This window comes from Ulvibacter litoralis, assembly GCF_900102055.1.
GTDB classification, from domain to species: Bacteria; Bacteroidota; Bacteroidia; order Flavobacteriales; family Flavobacteriaceae; genus Ulvibacter; species Ulvibacter litoralis.
In genome coordinates this window covers 1,055,324-1,075,055 of sequence record NZ_FNBA01000001.1, presented here as the reverse complement: position 1 = coordinate 1,075,055, position 19,732 = coordinate 1,055,324, and the positions used below count along the sequence as shown (strand labels likewise).

Below are 19,732 nucleotides of genomic sequence, written 5' to 3'. Positions count from 1 at the left end.
TTTTTGCTTCCGCTTTAAAAAGGCCGGGCTATTCGCTATATCCCTCCTTAGCTGAAGCTATGATGGGAATCCCGCTGCTACTTGCCTTCCGCAGGCAGGTCCCTAACGCGCATTTCATTTTTATAAAAACAGTAAAGGAAAAGTCATCCTTCCTGTAAGGAAACACAATGCACTTAACCATTTCATTAAGGGTTTTAAGCACCAAAGAGAATGAAAATACTTTCAGAAAAAAGAAAGCATATAACACACCATTTAGCTGCGAAAAAGCCATAGTTTCCCGATTAAATGCAGTTGTATTTCAAAGTACGTTTCAGACTGTTTTCTCTTCCGAAGAATTAAAAACCGAGTCTTCCTTTACTATTTTATCACAGTTACAGCGTGACAGGCTGTCGATCGTTTTTAAAAGTTGATCCTCTTTGAGAATGGATTTTGAGTCCATATCCTACATTAAAAGTGTAGTGCTCTACCCGCTGAGCTACAAAAGCCAAGAGTTTCCTCAAGCTTAAGACCGGAATCGAACCGGCGCATCCACATCTGTTGTTCTAGCCAACTGAACTATCCGCCTAAACGGAGTGGGAATCGAACCCACGACCCACAGAGTCGCGACTATTTTTTGGCGAACAGTCAAAACCTCCAGATCAAGTTGTACACAAGTGCTTGATACATCGCTGCAAAGCCTTGCACAATAGTGCCATACAGAAACACCCAACTAGACCTGCCTGGTGCAGTACCGACGGGACTCGAACCCGTACCTTCCTCATAGACAGTGAGGTGCTCTAGCCTTTGAACTACAGTACTGTATTCCTGCAAAAGCAGGAATGTATTACAACAAACTATTCAATCGATTGCGGAACCAGTTTGTATTCGTGGCTTCCTTTTCTTTCGGAATCTCTATTGTTTCAACAGCTTTTTTAGCGTTCTTTTTTTCAACTTTCAACTTTTTACGAACTCTTTTTAATTCTGCACTCACATAGTCTGTAAAATCATTGTTCATTGCGTATTGTTTCGCCTCTTTAAAAGCTTCGACAGCCGAATCAAACTCGTTTTTGCTTTCAAATAAATGTCCTTGGGCTAGATAAATTCCCGCAGTATCAATTCCTTTAACAGTTAGAGCAAAGTCGATTAACTTTTGTACTTCGTCATAATCGTCGTTTAACAATAAAACTCGTATGTATTCTGGATAGACTTCCGGAATATCTAATCTACTCGCTAGAGCACGTTCGTAATAGGTTTTAGCTGTGTTGTAATCGTTTAATTGTTCACTATACAATTTTCCAAGTAAGCACAAAGCTTTTACATTTTCTGAATCGTATGACAAGGCATAATTTAATGCTTCAGCAGCTTTTTCAAGCTCGTATGGGTATGCGTCTAATGCTTTAAACAAATAAATGTTAGGTGTTTCCATGTTGGTTTTTTAAGTTGATTGCTTCAGAAATAAATCTGAAATTTCATTTTGAAACCGTAACGGAAGTATTGAGCGCCTTTAAAAAAAGACTTAAAAAAATCCGAAACAGTTTAGATTGCTTCGGATGTTTTCATAGAAGAGTAGTCTCTATTTAAAATTCCGAAGCTGATGCGTATGTGTAAAATCACACTCGCTTTTTTGTGGTGTATTTAGTATAAAATACATAGCTTCTTGTTTTTAATTAATAATTGTATTGTTTGTAAAAATCCAAAACCTTTGTTTGTTTTGGACGGTGCAAAGATGAACCCTTTTTTTTAAATTCCAAATAAAAAATAACTTTTATTTATTTGATTATCAGTGTTTTATGTTGGAATTAGGCAGTTAAATCCCTGTCCGAATTTTTCGGATATCTGAACTTTTTTGCAATCGTTTGGGTACCTGCTGCTTAGAGTTCAATGCTATTTTTTCTTTTTAATCTTCAATAAACTTAGTTTCTAAAAAAAATTCATAAAAAAAGCGCCTCATAGAATGGGCGCTTCAAATTATAGCTGTGTTTTTAAGTAAATTACTTCAAAACTTAGTACAAAACGCCCTACATCGTTGTAACGAATCTTTCATCGCACGATATTCAAACTGAAAATTCAGTCCTATTGGATCGATATGTAACTTTGTGTTTTTCATTGTGGTGCAAATATGCAGTATTTTTTAACTTCTTTCCAAATTAATTTTCAAGAAGTGAAAACGCGAACTTAATTTTCCAATATGGGATTTTTTCTTCAAAGTGAGTGAAATACGATTTAAGTGCCTCCGGATTTTCTACTTTTCCCTTCGCGTTTTGAATGGTTTCAATCTCTTCCGAAGAAATCAATTTAAAAAGATCTATCTCTTTTCCTAGTTGATGCATTTTCATGAGATGTCCATAAATAGTGTTTTCTGTAAGATTTCTTTTTTCTGAAATCTCTTCTACGGAAAGTCCTTGCTCAAACAACTCGAAGGTAATTTTGTGCGTTTCTCCCTTTTTAGCACCTTTCTTTTTGGTCTTCTTAGGTTTCTTCTGAAGCGTTTGTTGATGGGTATTGATCACTTTCAGAAAGGATTCGGCATAGTTGTCTAATTTTGCTTGTCCAACACCACTAATCATCGCAAACTCGTCTTCATTGCTTGGCAGTTTTTCAACCATATCATTCAAACTTGCATCACTGAAAACCACATAAGCAGGAACGCCCATTTCTTTGGCTAACACCGAACGCAACAATTTCAGTTTATCTAAAAGACTGGTTGTTTTCGTTTCTTCCGCTTCTGTTTTACTCGCAATTTCCTTTCGTTGATTTAAATGTGCCAACTGAATTTTAGCACCTTCAAATAAAACTTGTTTCGCTAATGGCGTTAATAACAAGCGTCCATTTTCGTGAAACCAAATTTCTAAAACACCTTGATTTAACAACTGAATGATATACTGTTGCAAATCGAGCCAAGAAACATCTTTGGCAGCGCCATAGGTCTTAATTTGTTGGTAGCCTTTTTCCAAGACGGCAGCGTTTTGTGCCCCACGAAGTACGTCGATGACCATTCCCAATGCTTCTTGCTCTCGTAATCTCGTAATTACGGAACATACTTTTTGTGCTAACAATGTTCCATCAAAATAATTGGGGGGCGATTTGCAGATATCGCAGTTTCCGCAGTCTTCGACAAGCGTTTCCCCGAAGTACGAAAGCAAGGCACGACGGCGACAACTTAAGGCTTCGGCAAACTGTTGCATTCGCTCTAATTTTGCCAATTGAAATGCTTCCGTTGGTGTTCCTTGTACAAACCTTCGTAGTTGAATTACGTCTGCAAAACTGTAAAACAATACGGTGTGTGCGGGCAGACCATCACGCCCACTACGTCCAATTTCTTGGTAATAGCCTTCAATGTTTTTAGGCATATTGTAATGAATTACCCAACGAACATTACTTTTATCGATCCCCATTCCGAAGGCGATGGTAGCGACAATAATAGGCGTTTGATCGTTTAAAAAATCTTCCTGAATTTGACTTCTGTCGTCAGCCGATAATCCAGCATGGTAAGCCGCTGCCTTAAATCCTGCCGATTTTAATTTTGCAGCCAAGGACTCCGTACTTTTCCTGCTTAGGCAATACACAATTCCACTTTCGTCTAATTTGTTTTTCAGAAAGTCTAAAATTTGTTTGAGTCTGTTTTGTCCCGAACGAACATCCAAGTACAAGTTTTTACGATCGAAAGAAGAAAGAAACTTATCTGCATTTGGGACACCCAATTGTGTAATAATATCATCTTGGGTTGCCTTATCGGCGGTTGCGGTTAGGGCAATAATAGGTGTTTGAGGAAAATAGGCTTTTAAAATTCCGAGTTTGGTGTAAGCAGGTCTAAAGTCGTGCCCCCAAGATGAAATACAGTGGGCTTCATCGATGGCAAACAAGCTAATTTTAATCTCTCTCAAAATCGATTCAATCAAGAATAAGCTTTCAGGCGCTACATAAAATAGCGTTAGCTTTCCATCTTTTAAATCTTCTAAGGATTGTTGTTGCTCGGCTTGCGGCTGACTCGAATTAAAGAAGGTCGCTTTTATTCCGTTGGCGGTAAGTGCATCAACTTGATCTTTCATTAAAGCAATTAAGGGAGAAACGACAATGGCCGTTCCTTCCAAATACAAAGCAGGTAGTTGAAAACACAACGATTTTCCGCCACCCGTAGGCATAATGGCAAGCGTATCGCTTCCATTTAACACGTTTTCAATAATTTGCAATTGATTGGGCCGGAAGGTATCGTATCCAAAATGGACTTTAAGTAATTCGTGAAGTTTGCTGCTTTGGGTCATATCGGTAAAAATAAACAATCAAGACTAAAAAACGCCGTCGGAACAAGGTATCCCGACGGCGAAATTGATTCTTATTTTCCTCCAAGCATCAAGATTTCATTACAAACAACCTCGGTGATAAAACGTTTCTGTCCTTCTTTGTCTTCGTAGCTTCTTGAGGTAAGTTTACCTTCCACAGCAACTTCTTTTCCTTTGGTGACATAAGCTTCTATAATATCTGCGGTTTTGCCCCAAGCGACTACATTGTGCCACTGGGTATCAGTAACACGCTCGCCTTGTTTGTTTTTGTACGTTTCGTTGGTCGCAATATTGAACTTTGCTAATTTATTTCCAGAATCTAAGGTGATGATTTCTGGGTCGTTTCCTAAGTTTCCAATCAACTGTACTTTGTTTTTAAGTGTGCTCATAATTTCTATATTTTAATGTTAAACAGTTAAGATGAATTGAACCTGAATGATTCAACACTGCAAACATAGGATGAGACTTTTGTGAGAATAGGTAAGTACGTGCTTACTTTCGTTTAAAGTTGCTTGTAAACGTTTGTAAACTTTTATTTTATTGAAAATCAATGAATTAAAAAACAAGTTGATTGTTTAAATTTATTCCAACCCTTCTTCTTTTTCTTTTGATTTTTGGATAATCGCTTTTAATTTTTCAGAACGGGTGCTCTTTTCCTTTCGCGCTTTGTCGGTTTTTCGTTGCATCAATTTAGAATGCTTTGCCTTATTTTTTGTGTTCTTCTCTTTTCCTTTCTTAGCCATTTCTAAATCTTTTTATACAATCTCTAAAAACCAATACCATAATGGAACGGTTACAAACGAAAAAATAATTCCCCAACACATTATCTGTGCAGTAAGTTTTGGTGCTATTTTATAATTCGTTAAAATAATAGCAGGTGTTACCATCGGTGCCATTGCAGCTTCAATAATCGTGACTTTAAAAACCTGTGTTTCAACATTGAAAAAATAGAACAGTACAAAGATAAGCATCGGCGCCACAAGTAGCTTATACCCAATTCCATAAAACATACTCTTGGTAAAAACAAAATCTACATGCATCGCAATTTGATATCCTACAATCACCATGGCGACTGGGCTTAATGAAGCACTTAACATTTTTAAAATACTAGTAATTGCTTCAGAAAAGAAATCGCTAGGAATAAATAAGGCTATACATAATGCAATAAACGGAGGAAATAAAAGAATTCGTTTTAAAATTCCTTTTACGTCTAATTCATCTTTTTGCTTCGCAATAAACACTTGAGCAACGGTCACTAATAGTAAAAATCCTATTTGATCGTACACCACCGCATACGATAAATGTTCCATTCCGTAGAAAAAACTAATAAACGGAAACCCTAAAAAAGACGTGTTTCCCAATCCGCCTAAAAGTGCCAAAACCAAACGTTCTTCCGAAGAAAAAATAGCCTTAAACCCAATAAAAAACACCGCAGCAGAAACAAAGAAAACTAGTAAAGGCGCCAAAATAGGCGTCACCAGTTGTTTGTTTATTTCGAGTGAAGGAATTGCCATTAACGCTACTGCAGGAAGCGCAACAGAGAGCACCCATCGGGTTGCCCAACGGATTGTATTGCTTGTAATAAGCTTTTTCTTTGTAAGTAGAACGCTTAAAAAAATTAAGCCGATAAGTAGTAATAATTGCACCGCGCGAATTTAAATGAAATACTACAGTACATGTAGCAAACCAATTTTTAGTTTCTATTCTTTTTTAAAACTTATAATTTGCTGAAACAATTAGATTTCGTCCCGCCGCAGTAATTCCGCTAGAATAAGGACGGTACCGCTGGTCGGTAATATTCTCTAACACTGCGTTTAACTGAAGTGCTTCTGTAACCGAATATTGCGCACCAAAATTCAACGTATGCCATTTCGGAGCATACGGATCACCATTACTATCTTTGGCGTATAAATAATCGTTTGCTTGCTGACTCGGTGCTAAATCTTGATAATCGAACTGTCCGTTGTACTCCACAAAAGCGTCAAACTTTAATTTATTCGTTTTAAAAATCAAATGGCTATTACCGTATTGTGGCGCAGCACTTCGCAACGGATAATGCTCGCCGTTATCGTCTTCTTCAAACCCATCGGTGATATTGTATTGAGACGTAAATTGCAATTGCTCACAAAAATTAACCTCCAAACCTGCTTCAAAACCATACACTTTCGCTTTGGCAGCATTTTGAATGGCTTGAACATTGCTCAGTTCTCCTTGGTATTCAATCTCTGTCTCTCCGTTTAATTCGAAGTCACGACGCACCAACGCATCTTTTAGGTGCGTTACATAGGTCGCTAGGTCTATTTTCACTACATCTTCGAAATTTAGCGTAGCACCCACTTCACCAGTTGTGGCATATTCAGGTTTTAAATTTGGATTCGGAACCACAACACTTCCTGGTTCACTGTCAAAAATCTTCCCAACATCATCTATATTCGGAGCTCTAAATGCGGTTCCGAAATTGGCACGCCATCCTAACGTTTTACTAGGATTCCATGCAAGTCCGATGCTTCCTGTTAAAGCACCTGTATTGATATTTGCTTCTTCAAAAGGTAAGTCGTAAAACCCATCTTCAAAACTAGCAGCTACAATAATATGGTTGTAGCGCAATCCTCCTTGAAGCGATAATTTTTCAGCTAAATTATACTGCAAACTACTGTACGCAGCCATCGATTGCCAGCTAGATCCGTCTGGATAGCGAGAGGCGTCAGGTGTTGAAATTCCGTTGGTAATTTCTGTTTGTTTTCCTTCGGAATGTACTTTGTTGTACACATACTCCACTCCATAGTTGAACTTCCCGTTTGTAAAATCTTTCTCAAAATCCCACGCAGCACTATACGCTGAAACATTTTCTTCCGTTTCAAACAAGGTTGTTTTTCCAAAATCCCGATCGTGTCTGCTTTCTTTGAAACGTTGATACGAAACGGTTATCAAACTTTCGTCATAAATACCACCAGCATAGGCAGTATTTCGCGCTTGAAAATTTCCAGAAAGCCATTCTTGCGGACCATAATACCACTCGGCAGCACGAAGATTTCCGTCTTTCTTGCGAATTAAACGATCGTATCTCGGGTAATCTCCCGTTGTTGTATAAAATAAGCCTAGATTAAAATCCCATTTTTCAGAAGGCATATAACGCACCTTTTGCATCGTATTAATTTGATGATATCCTGTGGCTACTTGCACCAACGGATTATCGTTTATAACCTCTACATCTTCTCCATTTATGGTTGCGGCGTATTCGTTTCTTAAATAATCGTCCGGGCCGTTACTTCCCATTCTAAGATCTCCAAAATCACTATAAGTCACACTTGTTAAAAACGCCCACTCTTTGGTACCGATATTGAAATCGAAATGCCCTGTTTTTTCTTCACTTGCCGTTGCATATCTCGCCGCCGCAGTTCCGGATACCGAAGTCCCTTCAACAAAAGAAAATTTAGGTTTCTTGGTATAAAAATTCATCACTCCTCCAACCGCATCACTTCCATATACAACAGATCCAGGTCCTAAAACCACTTCGGTACTTTCCACAGAAAAAGGATCGATAGAAATTACATTTTGCACATTTCCGCTTCTAAAAATTGCCGTATTAAAACGAACGCCATCCACTGTAATTAGCAATCGATTGGTCGAAAAACCACGAATGTTTGGGCTTCCGCCACCCAACTGACTTTTTTGAATATATACTTGTCCTGTACTTTTTAATAAATCGGCAGCGGTTTGCGGATTCGAAAAAAGAACATCGTCACTTGTTACGCTTAAAACTTGCTGCGGAATGTCCCGTTTTTGTTGACCAAATTTTGAAACAGAAAGCACAATCTCATCTAGCTTGCTGGCATCTTCGGAAAGATATACGATTCCACCACCGTCTTGAATTTCTTTTTTAGTAAACCGTAGCAAAACGTGTGAAATGTGTTGAAACGTAATTTCTTCTGAAGCTTCAAAGTTTGAAATACTCACAAAGCCGTCAAAATCGGTAACACCACTTTTGGTTTTTTCATGATTAAAAATTGCCACTCCAGAAATAGGTTGTTGGGTATTTTGATCTAGAACTTGGATGGTTTGAGCACTTGTAATGACTGAAAAAAGCGCTAGTGATAGAAATACTAAAAATCTCATAGGTTAGTTAAATAGTTGGTTGAGCACCAAAAGAGATTTAGGCTTAGCGTATCCTTGAACATGTAATTGGTAGTACTGCAACAACATGTTTAGAACATCTAAACGGGCTTTTTTGGTTAGTTTAATCTGCGAGATGGCATCAAAATTTATGCCGAAAAAAGGCTTAAAATCACGAACTACCGCCTCATTTTCGCAATACGAATTGGTTTTATTTTGCTGAAAACAGCCCTCTAATAAATTAAAATAGTGAGCTTCAATTGTTGAAGTATCTGGAAAGAACCCTAAATGTGCTGAAAGCTTCAGTAAAAAAAGAATATGAAAGTTTGCGATGTCATCATGATTGTCGAGCCAAACAAACGCATTTTCGAGGTATTCGTATAAATCTGGATTGGGTTCCTCTTCTTTAATGCAATTTTTAAGCATTTCAGAAAGAAACATTACCACGCCCGTTTTTACCACATTAGTATGTAAACTTTGGTAGGGCAAAAAAACCTTTGCTTCTTGCATCCGTTCTAGCGTCCCTTTATTTTTATGAAAGGCTACAATTTCTAATTGGGTTAATGGTTGGAAGTAAGAAGCTTTTAATTTTCCTTTTTTAGACTTCAATACGCCTCGAAGTAAATAGCTTTTAACACCTTCTTTTTCGGTAAAACAAGTGACGATTAGGTCTGCTTCTCCAAATTTTAAAGCTGAAAACACAATTGCTTTGGTTGTGACAACCATTATCGAATGACCATTATTTTAGAAACTTTTGTTTCAAGCGCATCTTCTGTCGTTATTAATACGAGATACACTCCTGAAGCAACGCGATACTTTCCGAAGGCAGTTGTGTCCCAAAGCACACTTCCTCCTTCAGAGGTTTCTTCAAAAACAAGGTTTCCTTCAATGTCGGTAATTTTCACATTCGCATCGGCAGTAAGGCCGTCTATGGTTACATTTCCTGTAAAACCTGGGCGCACTGGATTTGGAAAAGCATATACATTCTCTAGATTGTCTCTTGGTGCAGTAGCAGTTCCGTTATATGCGACTAATCCATTAGTTGTTGCAAAATACACCGCTCCAGTAAACGAGTCGATCGAAATGTCTTGAACGTTATTTGTGGGCAGTGGCGAATTATCTTTTGTAAATCGGAGTAATGTTTCTTGTCCGTTCGCAGACAAGTAAAACACGCCTGATGTAGAAGTGGCAATCCATTTATTGTTAGAACCATCTACTTCAATATCGGTTATAAACAATTCGTAAAGCAACTCTTGTGGCACTCCATCTTCTAAAATAATAATTGGTTGTGCATCGATATCGGCGTCTTCTTCAAAAAATCCACCTACATTATAAAGTACCCTAAGTCCTTTGCTGGTTCCAATCCACAATCTATTTTGATTATCTACCGCAAGTGTTCTAGCATTAGATTTAGGAATATCTCCATTTCCAACCCCTTCTTGTATTCTATTAAATCGGTTGCTATTTGGATTGTACCCTATTAAACCTCCTTGTGCCGTACCAAAAAAGATGTTTCCTTCTCTTGTAATGGCTAAATCGGTAAGAGCTTGTTCTCCTTCTCCATCAATAATAGAGGTAATGTCTATTTTTTGAATTTGTCCGCTAGGTGTTAATTTTAAAAGGCCATTATTATAAAGTGACTGTACAAACCAAAGATTGCCTTCTCGGTCAAATTCGGAGCCATACAAACGGATTCCAACTGCTTCTGGCGGATTGATAAAGGTTGGTAATTCTAAGGCGCTATTCTCTTGATCGTAAAAAAAAGCGGGTTCTTGCCCTTCCAATTTAAGTAGTCCTTTTTTAAACGATGAAACATACGCTTCATTCGGATCGTTTGGGTTAATGGTTACCTTCACTAAATCACTAATTACTTTTCCGCCAAAAGTGTCTGAGAGTTCATTGTAAGAAGTGTTTGTCCAAACTCCTTCTCGTAGATTACTAATTCCTCTATAGTCTTCTGGATCTGGATTATACGTTGTGGTAACCTCTCCAAAAACAACCCATAACTGCCCTGGAGATGCGTCTATAGCAAACGGTTTATTCAACAACGGACCATCAGGTAAAATTTGCTCTACCTGCGTGTTGCTAAATGAAACTTTAAACATGCCTTGCGTAGCTGTTCCTAAATAAAAAGTATCTTTGAAGGCATATCCCGACTGCAATGTATAGGTGTAATTCGGAATGTTTGTAACCGATCCTTCTAAAACAAATCCTACTGAATAGGCTTGAATAGCGGTGGTGGTTGTAATGGTTAAAATGTTGTTGTTTGATTTAAAACCAACAATTGCAGCACTAAAGTTCGCAACATTGGTCAGTCCTCCATCCACATCCATTCTAGAAACCGTATTGCTTTCCTGTGCTACATAAAGTTCTTCTTCTAATACTTGAACACCTTTAAACCCTCCAGAAGGAATGATTGGATCCCAATTTTGATAGTCGATAAGATTATCATCAGCTACCATGGCTCTTTTGATACCATTTTGAGCGGTTGCTGCAAAAATATAAGGCTCTTGTACTATTGTTTGTGCAACGTCTATTTGAGTTCCTAGATCTCCAATAAAATAGGTGTCTCCAAACTCTAGCGCAGACAGATCAAAAAGAGAGATTCCATATTGCGTTGAAATATATAAGATGTTATTGTATTCGTTAAAGTGATTGATTCGTTTTACGTTTGGAGGAATGGTTTGTTTGTCTAAGATGTCAACCACGGTAAGTACGTTTTCTTCGTCATCAATAACAACATCCATCAGTCCGTTTTCATAACCAATAACTAGAAGGTTATTATTTTCACTATAATGTATGGTAGAAATAGATTCACCAGACAATCCATTAACAGTTGAAATTGTTTCTATTTCATTGGTAGAAAGATCGTAGATAAAAATAGCATTTTCAGAAGCAGCATAGATTTTGTCGTTCCCTTGAGAAATACTTTTTACTGAAACATACGAGAAATAGTCGGTCCAACGGTCCTCATAGTTCTGAGCGAATGTGAACTGACTTGCTAAAAACAAAAAAATAACTACAAAATGCTTCATAAGCTATTGCGTGGGTTTGAAAAATATAACAAACTATCTAAGAATTTATTGCGCCATTTAAATCGAAAAGGTTGCCTTTTAAAGACAACCTTTTCAAAAATATAAGTAAAAAAGGATTTTAAACGACACCTTGAGCAAGCATTGCTTCCGCAATTTTCACAAAACCGGCAACATTTGCGCCTTTTACATAATTTACATATCCATCACCATCTTTTCCGTATTGCACACAAGCTGCGTGAATATCGTTCATGATTGTATGAAGTTTCTCATCTACTTCTGGAGCTGTCCAATTTAAACGCAATGAATTTTGAGACATTTCCAATCCTGAAGTTGCAACACCTCCAGCATTTGAAGCTTTTCCTGGTGCGAATAAAATTTTCGCTTTTTGGAATACTTCAATAGCATCTGGTGTAGAAGGCATATTAGCTCCTTCACTTACACACATACATCCGTTTTTCACCAATGTATTTGCTTCTTCTTCGTTTAATTCGTTTTGAGTAGCACAAGGCAATGCGATATCACATGTTACTTCCCACGGACGTTTTCCTTCACTATAAGTTGCTGAAGGATATTTAGCAACATACTCTTTAATACGAGCACGTTTTTCATTTTTAAGTTCCATAACGTGAGCAAGTTTCTCTTCATTGAAACCTTCTGCGTCATAAATATATCCAGCAGAATCTGAAAAAGTAACTACTTTTCCTCCAAATTCCATTGCTTTTTGAGCTGCATATTGAGCCACGTTACCAGATCCAGAGATTACTACTGTTTTACCTTTGAAGCTTTCTCCTTTTGTAGCAAGCATGTTTTTAGCAAAATAAACGTTTCCGTAACCTGTTGCTTCTGGACGAATTAACGACCCTCCAAATGAAAGACCTTTACCAGTAAGAACTCCTGTAAATTCGTTTCTAAGACGTTTGTATTGACCAAACATATATCCAATTTCTCTTCCACCAACACCAATATCTCCCGCAGGAACATCTGTGTTAGGTCCGATATGTCTTGAAAGTTCTGTCATAAAACTTTGACAAAAACGCATTACTTCAGAATCCGTTTTACCTTTAGGGTCAAAATCAGATCCTCCTTTACCACCTCCCATAGGAAGTGTAGTTAAACTATTTTTGAAAACTTGTTCAAAACCTAGAAACTTTAAAATACTAAGGTTTACAGAAGGGTGAAATCTCAATCCTCCTTTGTACGGTCCAATAGCAGAGTTAAATTCTACTCTATACCCTCTATTTACGTGTATCTCTCCCGAATCATCTGTCCAAGGCACCCTAAACATAAGCGTACGTTCTGGCTCGACCATTCGTTCTAATAATTTTTTACCTTGATATTTTTCATTTTCCTCTATAAAAGGGATAACCGTTTCTGCAACTTCAGTAACAGCTTGAAGAAATTCAGGTTCGTTAGGATTCATTTTCTCAACACTGGAAATGAAGTCTTTAATACTTTGTTTCATGTATAAATAATTTATTGAAAACGTTTTCGTTATTTAAGAGGACAAATATATGTTTAATGTGAAAAATAAACTGTCTAAAATTATATAAATAAGCGAAATATCGACATTAAATTTCTCTGTTTCATATGTTTTTATATATTTGTTGCGTCTCAAACTAAACCTAATTTACAATGAATACCAGAAATTTGCTATTGGTATTTTTACTTCTTGCTTTCTCAAAACAAGACGTTTATAGCCAACTTGGTTTCTCAAACGAGCTAGGAATTATAACTGGTCCCGTTGCTTTTTACTCAGATTATGGAGTTCGAAACGATTTCGAAACCAATTCTCAAAACGTGGGTATTGGTATTGGATTGGTTCACTATATAAACTTTTCATATCGAGCAGATTGTAACTGTTATACAAAAGCGACTTATTTTAACGATCACTTCAAGATTAGAAATGAAATTGATTACCATAAAACCAATTTCTCTCATTATGGTCCTTGGGTAGATCCTGACAAAACTTCTATAACTGCAGAGCAACTAAGAGGTATGAAGGGTTCTACAACCGTTTTCGATATTGGAACACAATTAGAATACTTCCCACTTAGCATACGTGATTATGCAGCTGGCGATTATAAAATAGCTCCTTTTATTAGTATGGGGTTACACTGGGTTAGTTTTGATCCAGAAGTACATTCAGAATTAGGACCATTAAACACGCCTATTTCAACTCCAGATAAATATTTAAACGCCTTTCAGCAAGAACCAGGAAACACATGGGGATTAGTAACCAGTGTTGGTATTCGCTATAAATTAACTCCGTTAAGTGATTTAATGCTTGACAGCCGTTGGCAGTTTTATTTTTCGAACTGGGTGGATGGTTTAAATCCTAGCTTTGACAACAACGGACTGGTAGAAGTTCCAGAAAACAAAGCGAACGACTGGATTTACTGGTTAAACTTAGGGTACATTTACTACTTAGATTAAAACAAAGATTTACGATATACAAAAAGCCCATCCGTAACAGATGGGCTTTTTTATGTCTTTATATTTCAAACGTATTATCCTATTGCTTGTTCCAAATCTGCAATTAAATCGTCTGCGTCTTCAATTCCAACACTGAGCCTGATAAGGGCATCTACAACACCTGTTTTTTCGCGCTCTTCCTTCGGAATGCTTGCGTGTGTCATACTCGCTGGATGTCCTGCCAGACTCTCTACGCCTCCTAAACTTTCAGCAAGGGTAAATAGTTTAAGATTTTCAACAATCTTAATTGCATCTTCGTAATTATTGCCTTTGGTTACAAACGAAATCATTCCGCCGAAATCATTCATCTGCGCTTTTGCAATTTCATGATTGGCATGACTTTCAAACCCTGGCCAATATACGTTTTCAATTTTAGGGTGTGTTGCCAAATATTCTGCAACCTTCTTTCCATTCTCACAATGACGCTGCATACGAACATGCAGTGTTTTAAGTCCGCGAAGCATTAAGAAACTATCTTGTGGCCCACAAATTGCGCCGCTTGCATTCTGAATAAAATACAAACGATCTGCCAGTTCCTTATCTTTCACAATTAAAGCACCCATCACCACATCACTATGTCCGCCAAGGTATTTTGTAGCACTGTGCATTACAATATCGGCTCCTAGCTCCAAAGGTTGTTGTAAGTAAGGCGTTGCGAAGGTATTATCTACCGCCAAAAGTACTTTGTGTTTTTTTGCAATTGCCGCCGCCGCTTTAATGTCTATAATATTCATCATTGGATTGGTTGGTGTTTCAACCCAAATCAATTTTGTTTTTTCTGTAATAAAGTTTTCAATGTTACTCGCATTTCCCATTCCAACAAAGTGAAATTTAATTCCAAAGTCTTCGTAAATCTTGGTAAACAGTCGGTACGACCCTCCGTATAAATCATTAGTAGAAACCACCTCATCGCCAGGTTTTAATAATTTCAAAACAGCATCAATCGCCGCTAAACCGCTTCCAAAAGCCATTCCGTAGTTCCCATTTTCTAAACTCGCAAAAGCACGTTCTAACGCAGCTCTGGTCGGATTTCCACTTCTAGAATACTCAAATCCTTTATGACCTCCAGGTGTGGTTTGCGAATAAGTCGTTGTTTGGTAAATAGGAGGCATTACCGCTCCGTATGCTGGATCTACATCGTGTTGTCCGCCGTGAATTGCTTTGGTGTTGAACTTCATTATATTCTATTTTAAAACAAAAGTAAATCTTTAAACCTTTATTATTAAATCTTGTTTATTTTTAACGAATGAATAACAGAATATTAGCTATTATCGTCCTCTTTTTTGCTGTAACAAGTTGTCAATTAGAGGTTCCCGTAAATTTCTCTTCGGAAAGTTTCACAGAAGCTTCTTTTGAAGTTTGCAAGACCATTTCGTGCCCAGAACTCACCATAAATTACGTAGAGGCTATGGACGACACGAAAGCTTCAGAACGAATTAATGAAGCCATCAAAAAACACATTATTACAGCTTTACATATTGGCGACGATAGTATTTCGAAAGCAAAAACCATCTCTGAAGCAGCTTCAGAATTTATAAAAACCTACCGATTGCACAGCGCCGAATTCCCAGACATGTCGGCCGAATATTTTGCCGAAATTAACATCGTAGAATCCTACCGTTCACCTAAAATGACTTCCATAGAAATGCGTGATTACCTTTATACAGGAGGCGCTCATGGATACGGACACGTTACTTTTTTAAATGTACGCTCCAAAAACGGAGCTGAAATCACTTCCGAAGAACTTTTAAAAAATCGTGAAGCGTTTACCACATTCGCCGAAACTAAATTTAGAGAAGCTCATTCTATTCCGAAAAACGAATCTATAAATTCGACCGGATTTTGGTTTGAAGACGAGAAATTTGCGCTTCCGGAAACCATCGGATTTACGAAAGACACACTGTTGCTATTGTACAATCAATATGAAATTGCAAGTTATGCCGACGGACCAATAGAGCTTTCAATCCCACTGGACGAAGCTGCTCCTTTTTTAGCGATTAAATAAGGTGTTTTAAAGCTAAAACGTAGCCCAAGTGAATTCCTTCGTGAAACGTATTGAAAATAATCGCCTCTTCTACCTTGGTTAAGGTCGATTTTGTGGTCACGGTATATTCGGTATACGTTTTAAAAAGTCCCGCCTTATAATCTAGTTGCGTTTGTTCTAGGGTTGTGAAGAGTTCTTTTTTAAGCTTTTCAACGTCTTCTTCGGAAACAGCTCCTTCTACCTTGGTGCCTTTTCGGTACATCTCAATATCCTCACTAGCCACTAACATGGGCAAATTAGACAATCCGTACACTAGCAATTGTTGCGTAACGACAACGTGTTTAATATTCCAAAAAATGTTGTTATTGAACCCCTCTGGGACCTTATTCAATTGGTCTAATGAAAGTGCTTCTAAAATCTGAAGCAGTAGTGTTCTATTTTTTAAAGTTGTATCAAAGTTAAATTCCATCGCGCTGTATATTTTCAGATAAAATTAAAGGAATTTGTTTATAAAAGAGGTTATTTTGTACTTCTTTATAAGATTCTAAAAAGGCTTCAAAATGAAAAAAATCTACTACTTAACAACCTGCGATACCTGTAAGCGAATTATGAAAGACATTGATTTACCGCAATCCTTTCAGAAACAAGACATAAAAAGCGAGCCACTAACCGTAAAGCAGCTTGACGAATTACATGATTTAGCGGGAAGTTATGAAGCGCTTTTCAGCAAAAGAGCAAAGTTGTACAAAGAGCGAAACTTAAAAGACGAAACCTTAAGCGAAAAAGATTTTAAAAGCCTCCTTTTGGAGCATTACACTTTTTTAAAACGCCCTGTAATTATCAATGCTTCTGAAATTTTTATCGGAAACAGTAAAAAAACAGTTGAAGCCGCTAAAAATTCGATTCATTCGTAAACTATGAACAAACGAATTCTTGCCCTTCTAGCAGCCACTTTGGCGAGCACTATCTATGGAATAAATCACACCATTGCCAAAGGTCTCATGCCCACCGTAATTGAACCCTATGGTTTTATTTTGTTGCGTGTTGTAGGAGCAGGTCTTGTATTTTGGATTCTTAGTTTATTCTATCCTTCCGAAAAAATTGAACGAAGAGATTGGGGACGAATTATTGCCTGTGCCTTTTTTGGAATGGTCCTTAACATGCTTATGTTTTTTAAAGGACTAAGTCTTTCAACACCTATAAACAGTAGTGTAGTTATTACATTATCGCCCGTTCTATTGTTGATTTTATCCGCTTTCTTTTTACGCGAACGAATTACATGGATAAAGTCTATCGGGATTGGTTTAGGATTAGCTGGCGCATTGGTATTGATTCTATTTGGCGCTAAAACGCAAGCCAATGCTCCAAACATCCCTGTTGGGAACTTGCTCTTTATTGTAAATGCAACCTCGTACTCCATTTACCTTATCATGGTGAAACCGTTAACGGCAAAATACAGCTCCATTACATTAATGAAGTTTTTGTTTCTATTTGCAACCCTGATCAATTTACCAATCGGACTCTCAGAATTCACCGCTGTTGCCTGGACAGATCTTGACTTTGACGCTATTTGGAAACTAGCTTTTGTGGTGATTGGAACCACGGTTTTAACCTATCTATTTAACATCTATGCCCTCAAGCAATTAAGTCCTTCAACCATCGGTGCATTTATTTATTTGCAGCCGTTAATTGCCGTGTTATTTGCGATAGCCATAGGTTCAGATGCACTTACTCCGCTGCGTGCTGGCGCTGCCTTGCTCATTTTTGTGGGTGTCTTTTTATCTTCTCAAAAAAAACCGTTATTCAGAAAGAAACAATCCATCAATTAATTGATTCGTAACCTTTTAATGACACAGACAATTAAAAAAAATTGTATTTTTAGTTCTCTAATTTTAAAAACCTTACGATGAAAACGGAAGAAATAGCAAACAATTTAGTTACGTGGTTCAACAATAATGAAGAAGCACGTTGCTACCAAGAATTATACAGCCCTAATATTGTTAGTGTTGAAGCTACAGGTGAATACCCTACCGCAAAAGGCATGGAAGAAATTGCCAAAAAAGGAGAATGGTGGAACGAAACCTTTGAAGTACATAGCAGCAATGCGAGTCAGCCAATTGTAGCCGATAATTGGTTCAGTGTTCGTTTCGATATGGACACCACACACAAAGAAAGCGGTCAACGCAGTCAGATGTCAGAAATTGGCGTGTACCAAGTAAAAGATGGAAAAATAGTAAAAGAGCAGTTTTTCTACGACTCTGAATAGTAAAGAGTCTAAATACTCCACAACAAAAGATAAGAGCCAAGATTCAGGTCAAAAGTCTAGTTTCTTGGCTCTTTATTATTTATTCCAAGTCTTGAGGAACTTGTCCGTAACGGCGTGTGTCTTCTTTGGTCAATATTTTAAAATCGTCGGTTCTATCCAAACCACTTAAATTGGCCAATAAATCTTCAGGCAATCCGGTTAATTTTCGTTCTTTTAAATTAATCCAAGCGCCCATCATTTCACAACGGGCAACGTTTTTATTCGAGCTGTCGTAAAAGTTGTGTCTAAATTCGAAAAACATTCCGTCTTCAGAAATACCTTTCAATTGTAACGAAACGCGAATTGGATTTCCTGGAAATACTTCCTTAAAATAATACATGTGCTCGTAAAGTGCAACAGGCCCTAAATTTAATTTTGACAATTGCAATTGACCAAAACCGTACTCTAAAAAGAAACTCATACGCGTGTGACTCATAAAATCAATATACGCACTGTTTCTTAAATGAAGATTGGCATCTACATCGCTCCAACGGATTTCAAATTCTTTTGTATACATCTAAATTTTTTTTACAAATTTAACCTACTTTTGCTATGCCTGCATACTAATTTTGTTAGATTTTGCATAAATTTTTAGAAACCTCATGCCTCTAGTAAAAAGTAATTTCCAACCGAAGCTTCCTTTTAAAAATGGTCATTTTTCTACTATTTATTCAGCCAAATTACGTCCAGACCTGAAATTGGTTCAAAAAAGAGAACGCTTACAACTTCCAGATCAAGATTTCATAGATGTAGATTGGTCCTTTTCCGAAGAAAAAACAGAAAAAGTTGCCATTCTTTTGCACGGTTTAGAGGGCAATGCACAGCGACGTTATATCAAAGGACAAGCAAAACTACTTATCGAAAACGGATGGGATGTAGTTGCCATGAACCATCGTGGCTGCAGCGGTGAGGATAATTTGTTGTTTTCATCGTACAATTCGGGAGACACATCCGATTTGGCTTTTGTGGTTGAATACCTTCTGAAAAAATCGAAATACCAACACATTCACCTTATTGGTTTTAGCCTTGGTGGTAATTTAGTGTTGAAGTATTTAGGAGAACAAAAAAACCTTCCGAAGCAAGTAAAAAAAGGAGTGGCTATTTCTACGCCCATCAACTTAAGAGGCTCTCTTGAAGCCCTCGAAAAACGTAGAAACTTAGTCTATAGCACCACTTTTATCCTAGATTTACGTAAAAAATACAAGCGGAAAATGGCACGATTCCCGAAAAGAATGACGCCAAAAACCTATCGAAAGATCACCTCTCTTTTTAAGTTTGACAATCTATACACCGCCCCGGCTGGTGGCTTCAAAGATGCGTACGATTATTATGAAAAAAGCAGTAGTCTTCCGTATTTGAAACACATTACTGTTCCTGTGCTTATATTAAACGCGCTAAATGACAGCTTTTTATCGCCCGATTGTTACCCGTATAAAATTGCTTCCGAATCTGAACATGTCTTCCTAGAAACACCTAAATATGGTGGTCACGTAGGGTTTCACATCAACAATCATTTGTACTATAGTGAACAGCGTACGTTAGCTTTTTTAAAAGACGAATAAGA

The 19,732-nt window shown here is 37.4% G+C and carries 19 protein-coding genes and 1 tRNA gene; 7 read left to right on the top strand and 13 right to left on the bottom strand.

The genetic code is table 11. The features are described 5' to 3' along the window. The first annotated feature begins 167 nt into the window (after positions 1–167). The gene (locus BLQ00_RS17710) at positions 168–410 is read left to right on the top strand and encodes a hypothetical protein (protein WP_139149362.1); all 243 of its coding nucleotides are present in this window, start codon (positions 168–170) and stop codon (positions 408–410) included. Between the two features lie 315 nt (positions 411–725). On the opposite strand, the gene BLQ00_RS04965 is transcribed toward BLQ00_RS17710, so the two are convergent. The 10 genes from BLQ00_RS04965 to gdhA form a co-directional block, all read right to left on the bottom strand. Further along, positions 726–798: transfer RNA gene (locus BLQ00_RS04965), tRNA-Asp, on the bottom strand. A 25-nt stretch (positions 799–823) separates the two neighbouring features. Beyond that, a complete protein-coding gene (locus tag BLQ00_RS04960) occupies positions 824–1,405 on the bottom strand; it encodes a tetratricopeptide repeat protein (RefSeq protein WP_093141299.1) in 582 nt (193 codons plus the stop codon). Between the two features lie 721 nt (positions 1,406–2,126). Further along, the gene (recQ, locus tag BLQ00_RS04955) at positions 2,127–4,241 is read right to left on the bottom strand and encodes a DNA helicase RecQ (protein ID WP_093141297.1); all 2,115 of its coding nucleotides are present in this window, start codon (positions 4,239–4,241) and stop codon (positions 2,127–2,129) included. A 71-nt stretch (positions 4,242–4,312) separates the two neighbouring features. Beyond that, the gene (locus BLQ00_RS04950) at positions 4,313–4,648 is read right to left on the bottom strand and encodes a single-stranded DNA-binding protein (RefSeq protein ID WP_093141294.1); all 336 of its coding nucleotides are present in this window, start codon (positions 4,646–4,648) and stop codon (positions 4,313–4,315) included. Between the two features lie 192 nt (positions 4,649–4,840). Further along, positions 4,841–5,002, bottom strand: coding sequence for a hypothetical protein (locus BLQ00_RS17545; RefSeq protein WP_175445414.1), 162 nt, complete (start codon positions 5,000–5,002; stop codon positions 4,841–4,843). A 12-nt stretch (positions 5,003–5,014) separates the two neighbouring features. Continuing rightward, the gene (locus BLQ00_RS04945; protein ID WP_093141292.1) at positions 5,015–5,905 is read right to left on the bottom strand and encodes an AEC family transporter; all 891 of its coding nucleotides are present in this window, start codon (positions 5,903–5,905) and stop codon (positions 5,015–5,017) included. 64 nt (positions 5,906–5,969) lie between these two features. Further along, positions 5,970–8,375, bottom strand: a complete 2,406-nt coding sequence (locus tag BLQ00_RS04940) for a TonB-dependent receptor (RefSeq protein ID WP_093141289.1) — start codon at positions 8,373–8,375, stop codon at positions 5,970–5,972. A gap of 3 nt (positions 8,376–8,378) precedes the next feature. Further along, a complete protein-coding gene (gene recO / locus BLQ00_RS04935; protein ID WP_093141287.1) occupies positions 8,379–9,098 on the bottom strand; it encodes a DNA repair protein RecO in 720 nt (239 codons plus the stop codon). Further along, positions 9,098–11,407 (bottom strand): type IX secretion system anionic LPS delivery protein PorZ, encoded by a 2,310-nt coding sequence (porZ, locus tag BLQ00_RS04930; RefSeq protein WP_093141284.1) that lies wholly within the window; start codon positions 11,405–11,407, stop codon positions 9,098–9,100. Before porZ ends, recO begins: the two co-directional genes overlap by 1 nt. A 118-nt stretch (positions 11,408–11,525) precedes the next feature. Continuing rightward, positions 11,526–12,869, bottom strand: coding sequence for an NADP-specific glutamate dehydrogenase (gdhA, locus tag BLQ00_RS04925; RefSeq protein WP_093141282.1), 1,344 nt, complete (start codon positions 12,867–12,869; stop codon positions 11,526–11,528). 170 nt (positions 12,870–13,039) lie between these two features. Between gdhA and BLQ00_RS04920 the strand changes: the two genes are divergently transcribed. Further along, complete coding sequence (locus BLQ00_RS04920) at positions 13,040–13,840, top strand: THC0290_0291 family protein (RefSeq protein ID WP_175445413.1); 801 nt, start codon at positions 13,040–13,042, stop codon at positions 13,838–13,840. A gap of 74 nt (positions 13,841–13,914) precedes the next feature. Here the strand turns inward: BLQ00_RS04920 and BLQ00_RS04915 are convergent, their stop codons facing one another. Further along, a complete protein-coding gene (locus BLQ00_RS04915; RefSeq protein WP_093141279.1) occupies positions 13,915–15,057 on the bottom strand; it encodes a cystathionine gamma-synthase in 1,143 nt (380 codons plus the stop codon). 68 nt (positions 15,058–15,125) lie between these two features. Here BLQ00_RS04915 and BLQ00_RS04910 point away from each other — a divergent pair, with 68 nt between their 5' ends. Then, positions 15,126–15,884: a DUF3298 and DUF4163 domain-containing protein gene (locus tag BLQ00_RS04910; protein WP_093141277.1), complete on the top strand. Its 759-nt coding sequence runs from the start codon at positions 15,126–15,128 to the stop codon at positions 15,882–15,884. On the opposite strand, the gene BLQ00_RS04905 is transcribed toward BLQ00_RS04910, so the two are convergent. Next, positions 15,877–16,332 (bottom strand): DinB family protein, encoded by a 456-nt coding sequence (locus tag BLQ00_RS04905; RefSeq protein ID WP_093141274.1) that lies wholly within the window; start codon positions 16,330–16,332, stop codon positions 15,877–15,879. The two genes, BLQ00_RS04910 and BLQ00_RS04905, sit on opposite strands and share 8 nt — an antisense overlap. A 91-nt stretch (positions 16,333–16,423) precedes the next feature. Here BLQ00_RS04905 and BLQ00_RS04900 point away from each other — a divergent pair, with 91 nt between their 5' ends. From BLQ00_RS04900 to BLQ00_RS04890, 3 genes are all read left to right on the top strand, one after another. After that, positions 16,424–16,777: an arsenate reductase family protein gene (locus BLQ00_RS04900; protein ID WP_093141271.1), complete on the top strand. Its 354-nt coding sequence runs from the start codon at positions 16,424–16,426 to the stop codon at positions 16,775–16,777. Between the two features lie 3 nt (positions 16,778–16,780). After that, the gene (locus BLQ00_RS04895; protein ID WP_093141269.1) at positions 16,781–17,692 is read left to right on the top strand and encodes a DMT family transporter; all 912 of its coding nucleotides are present in this window, start codon (positions 16,781–16,783) and stop codon (positions 17,690–17,692) included. 77 nt (positions 17,693–17,769) lie between these two features. After that, positions 17,770–18,129 (top strand): nuclear transport factor 2 family protein, encoded by a 360-nt coding sequence (locus tag BLQ00_RS04890; RefSeq protein WP_093141266.1) that lies wholly within the window; start codon positions 17,770–17,772, stop codon positions 18,127–18,129. 79 nt (positions 18,130–18,208) lie between these two features. On the opposite strand, the gene BLQ00_RS04885 is transcribed toward BLQ00_RS04890, so the two are convergent. Further along, entirely contained in the window at positions 18,209–18,685 is a 477-nt protein-coding gene (locus tag BLQ00_RS04885) for an acyl-CoA thioesterase (RefSeq protein WP_093141264.1), read from the bottom strand. Positions 18,686–18,770: 85 nt separating this feature from the next. On the opposite strand from BLQ00_RS04885, the gene BLQ00_RS04880 reads away from it, so the two are divergent. Beyond that, the gene (locus tag BLQ00_RS04880; RefSeq protein WP_093141261.1) at positions 18,771–19,730 is read left to right on the top strand and encodes a YheT family hydrolase; all 960 of its coding nucleotides are present in this window, start codon (positions 18,771–18,773) and stop codon (positions 19,728–19,730) included. The last annotated feature ends 2 nt before the right edge of the window (positions 19,731–19,732 follow it).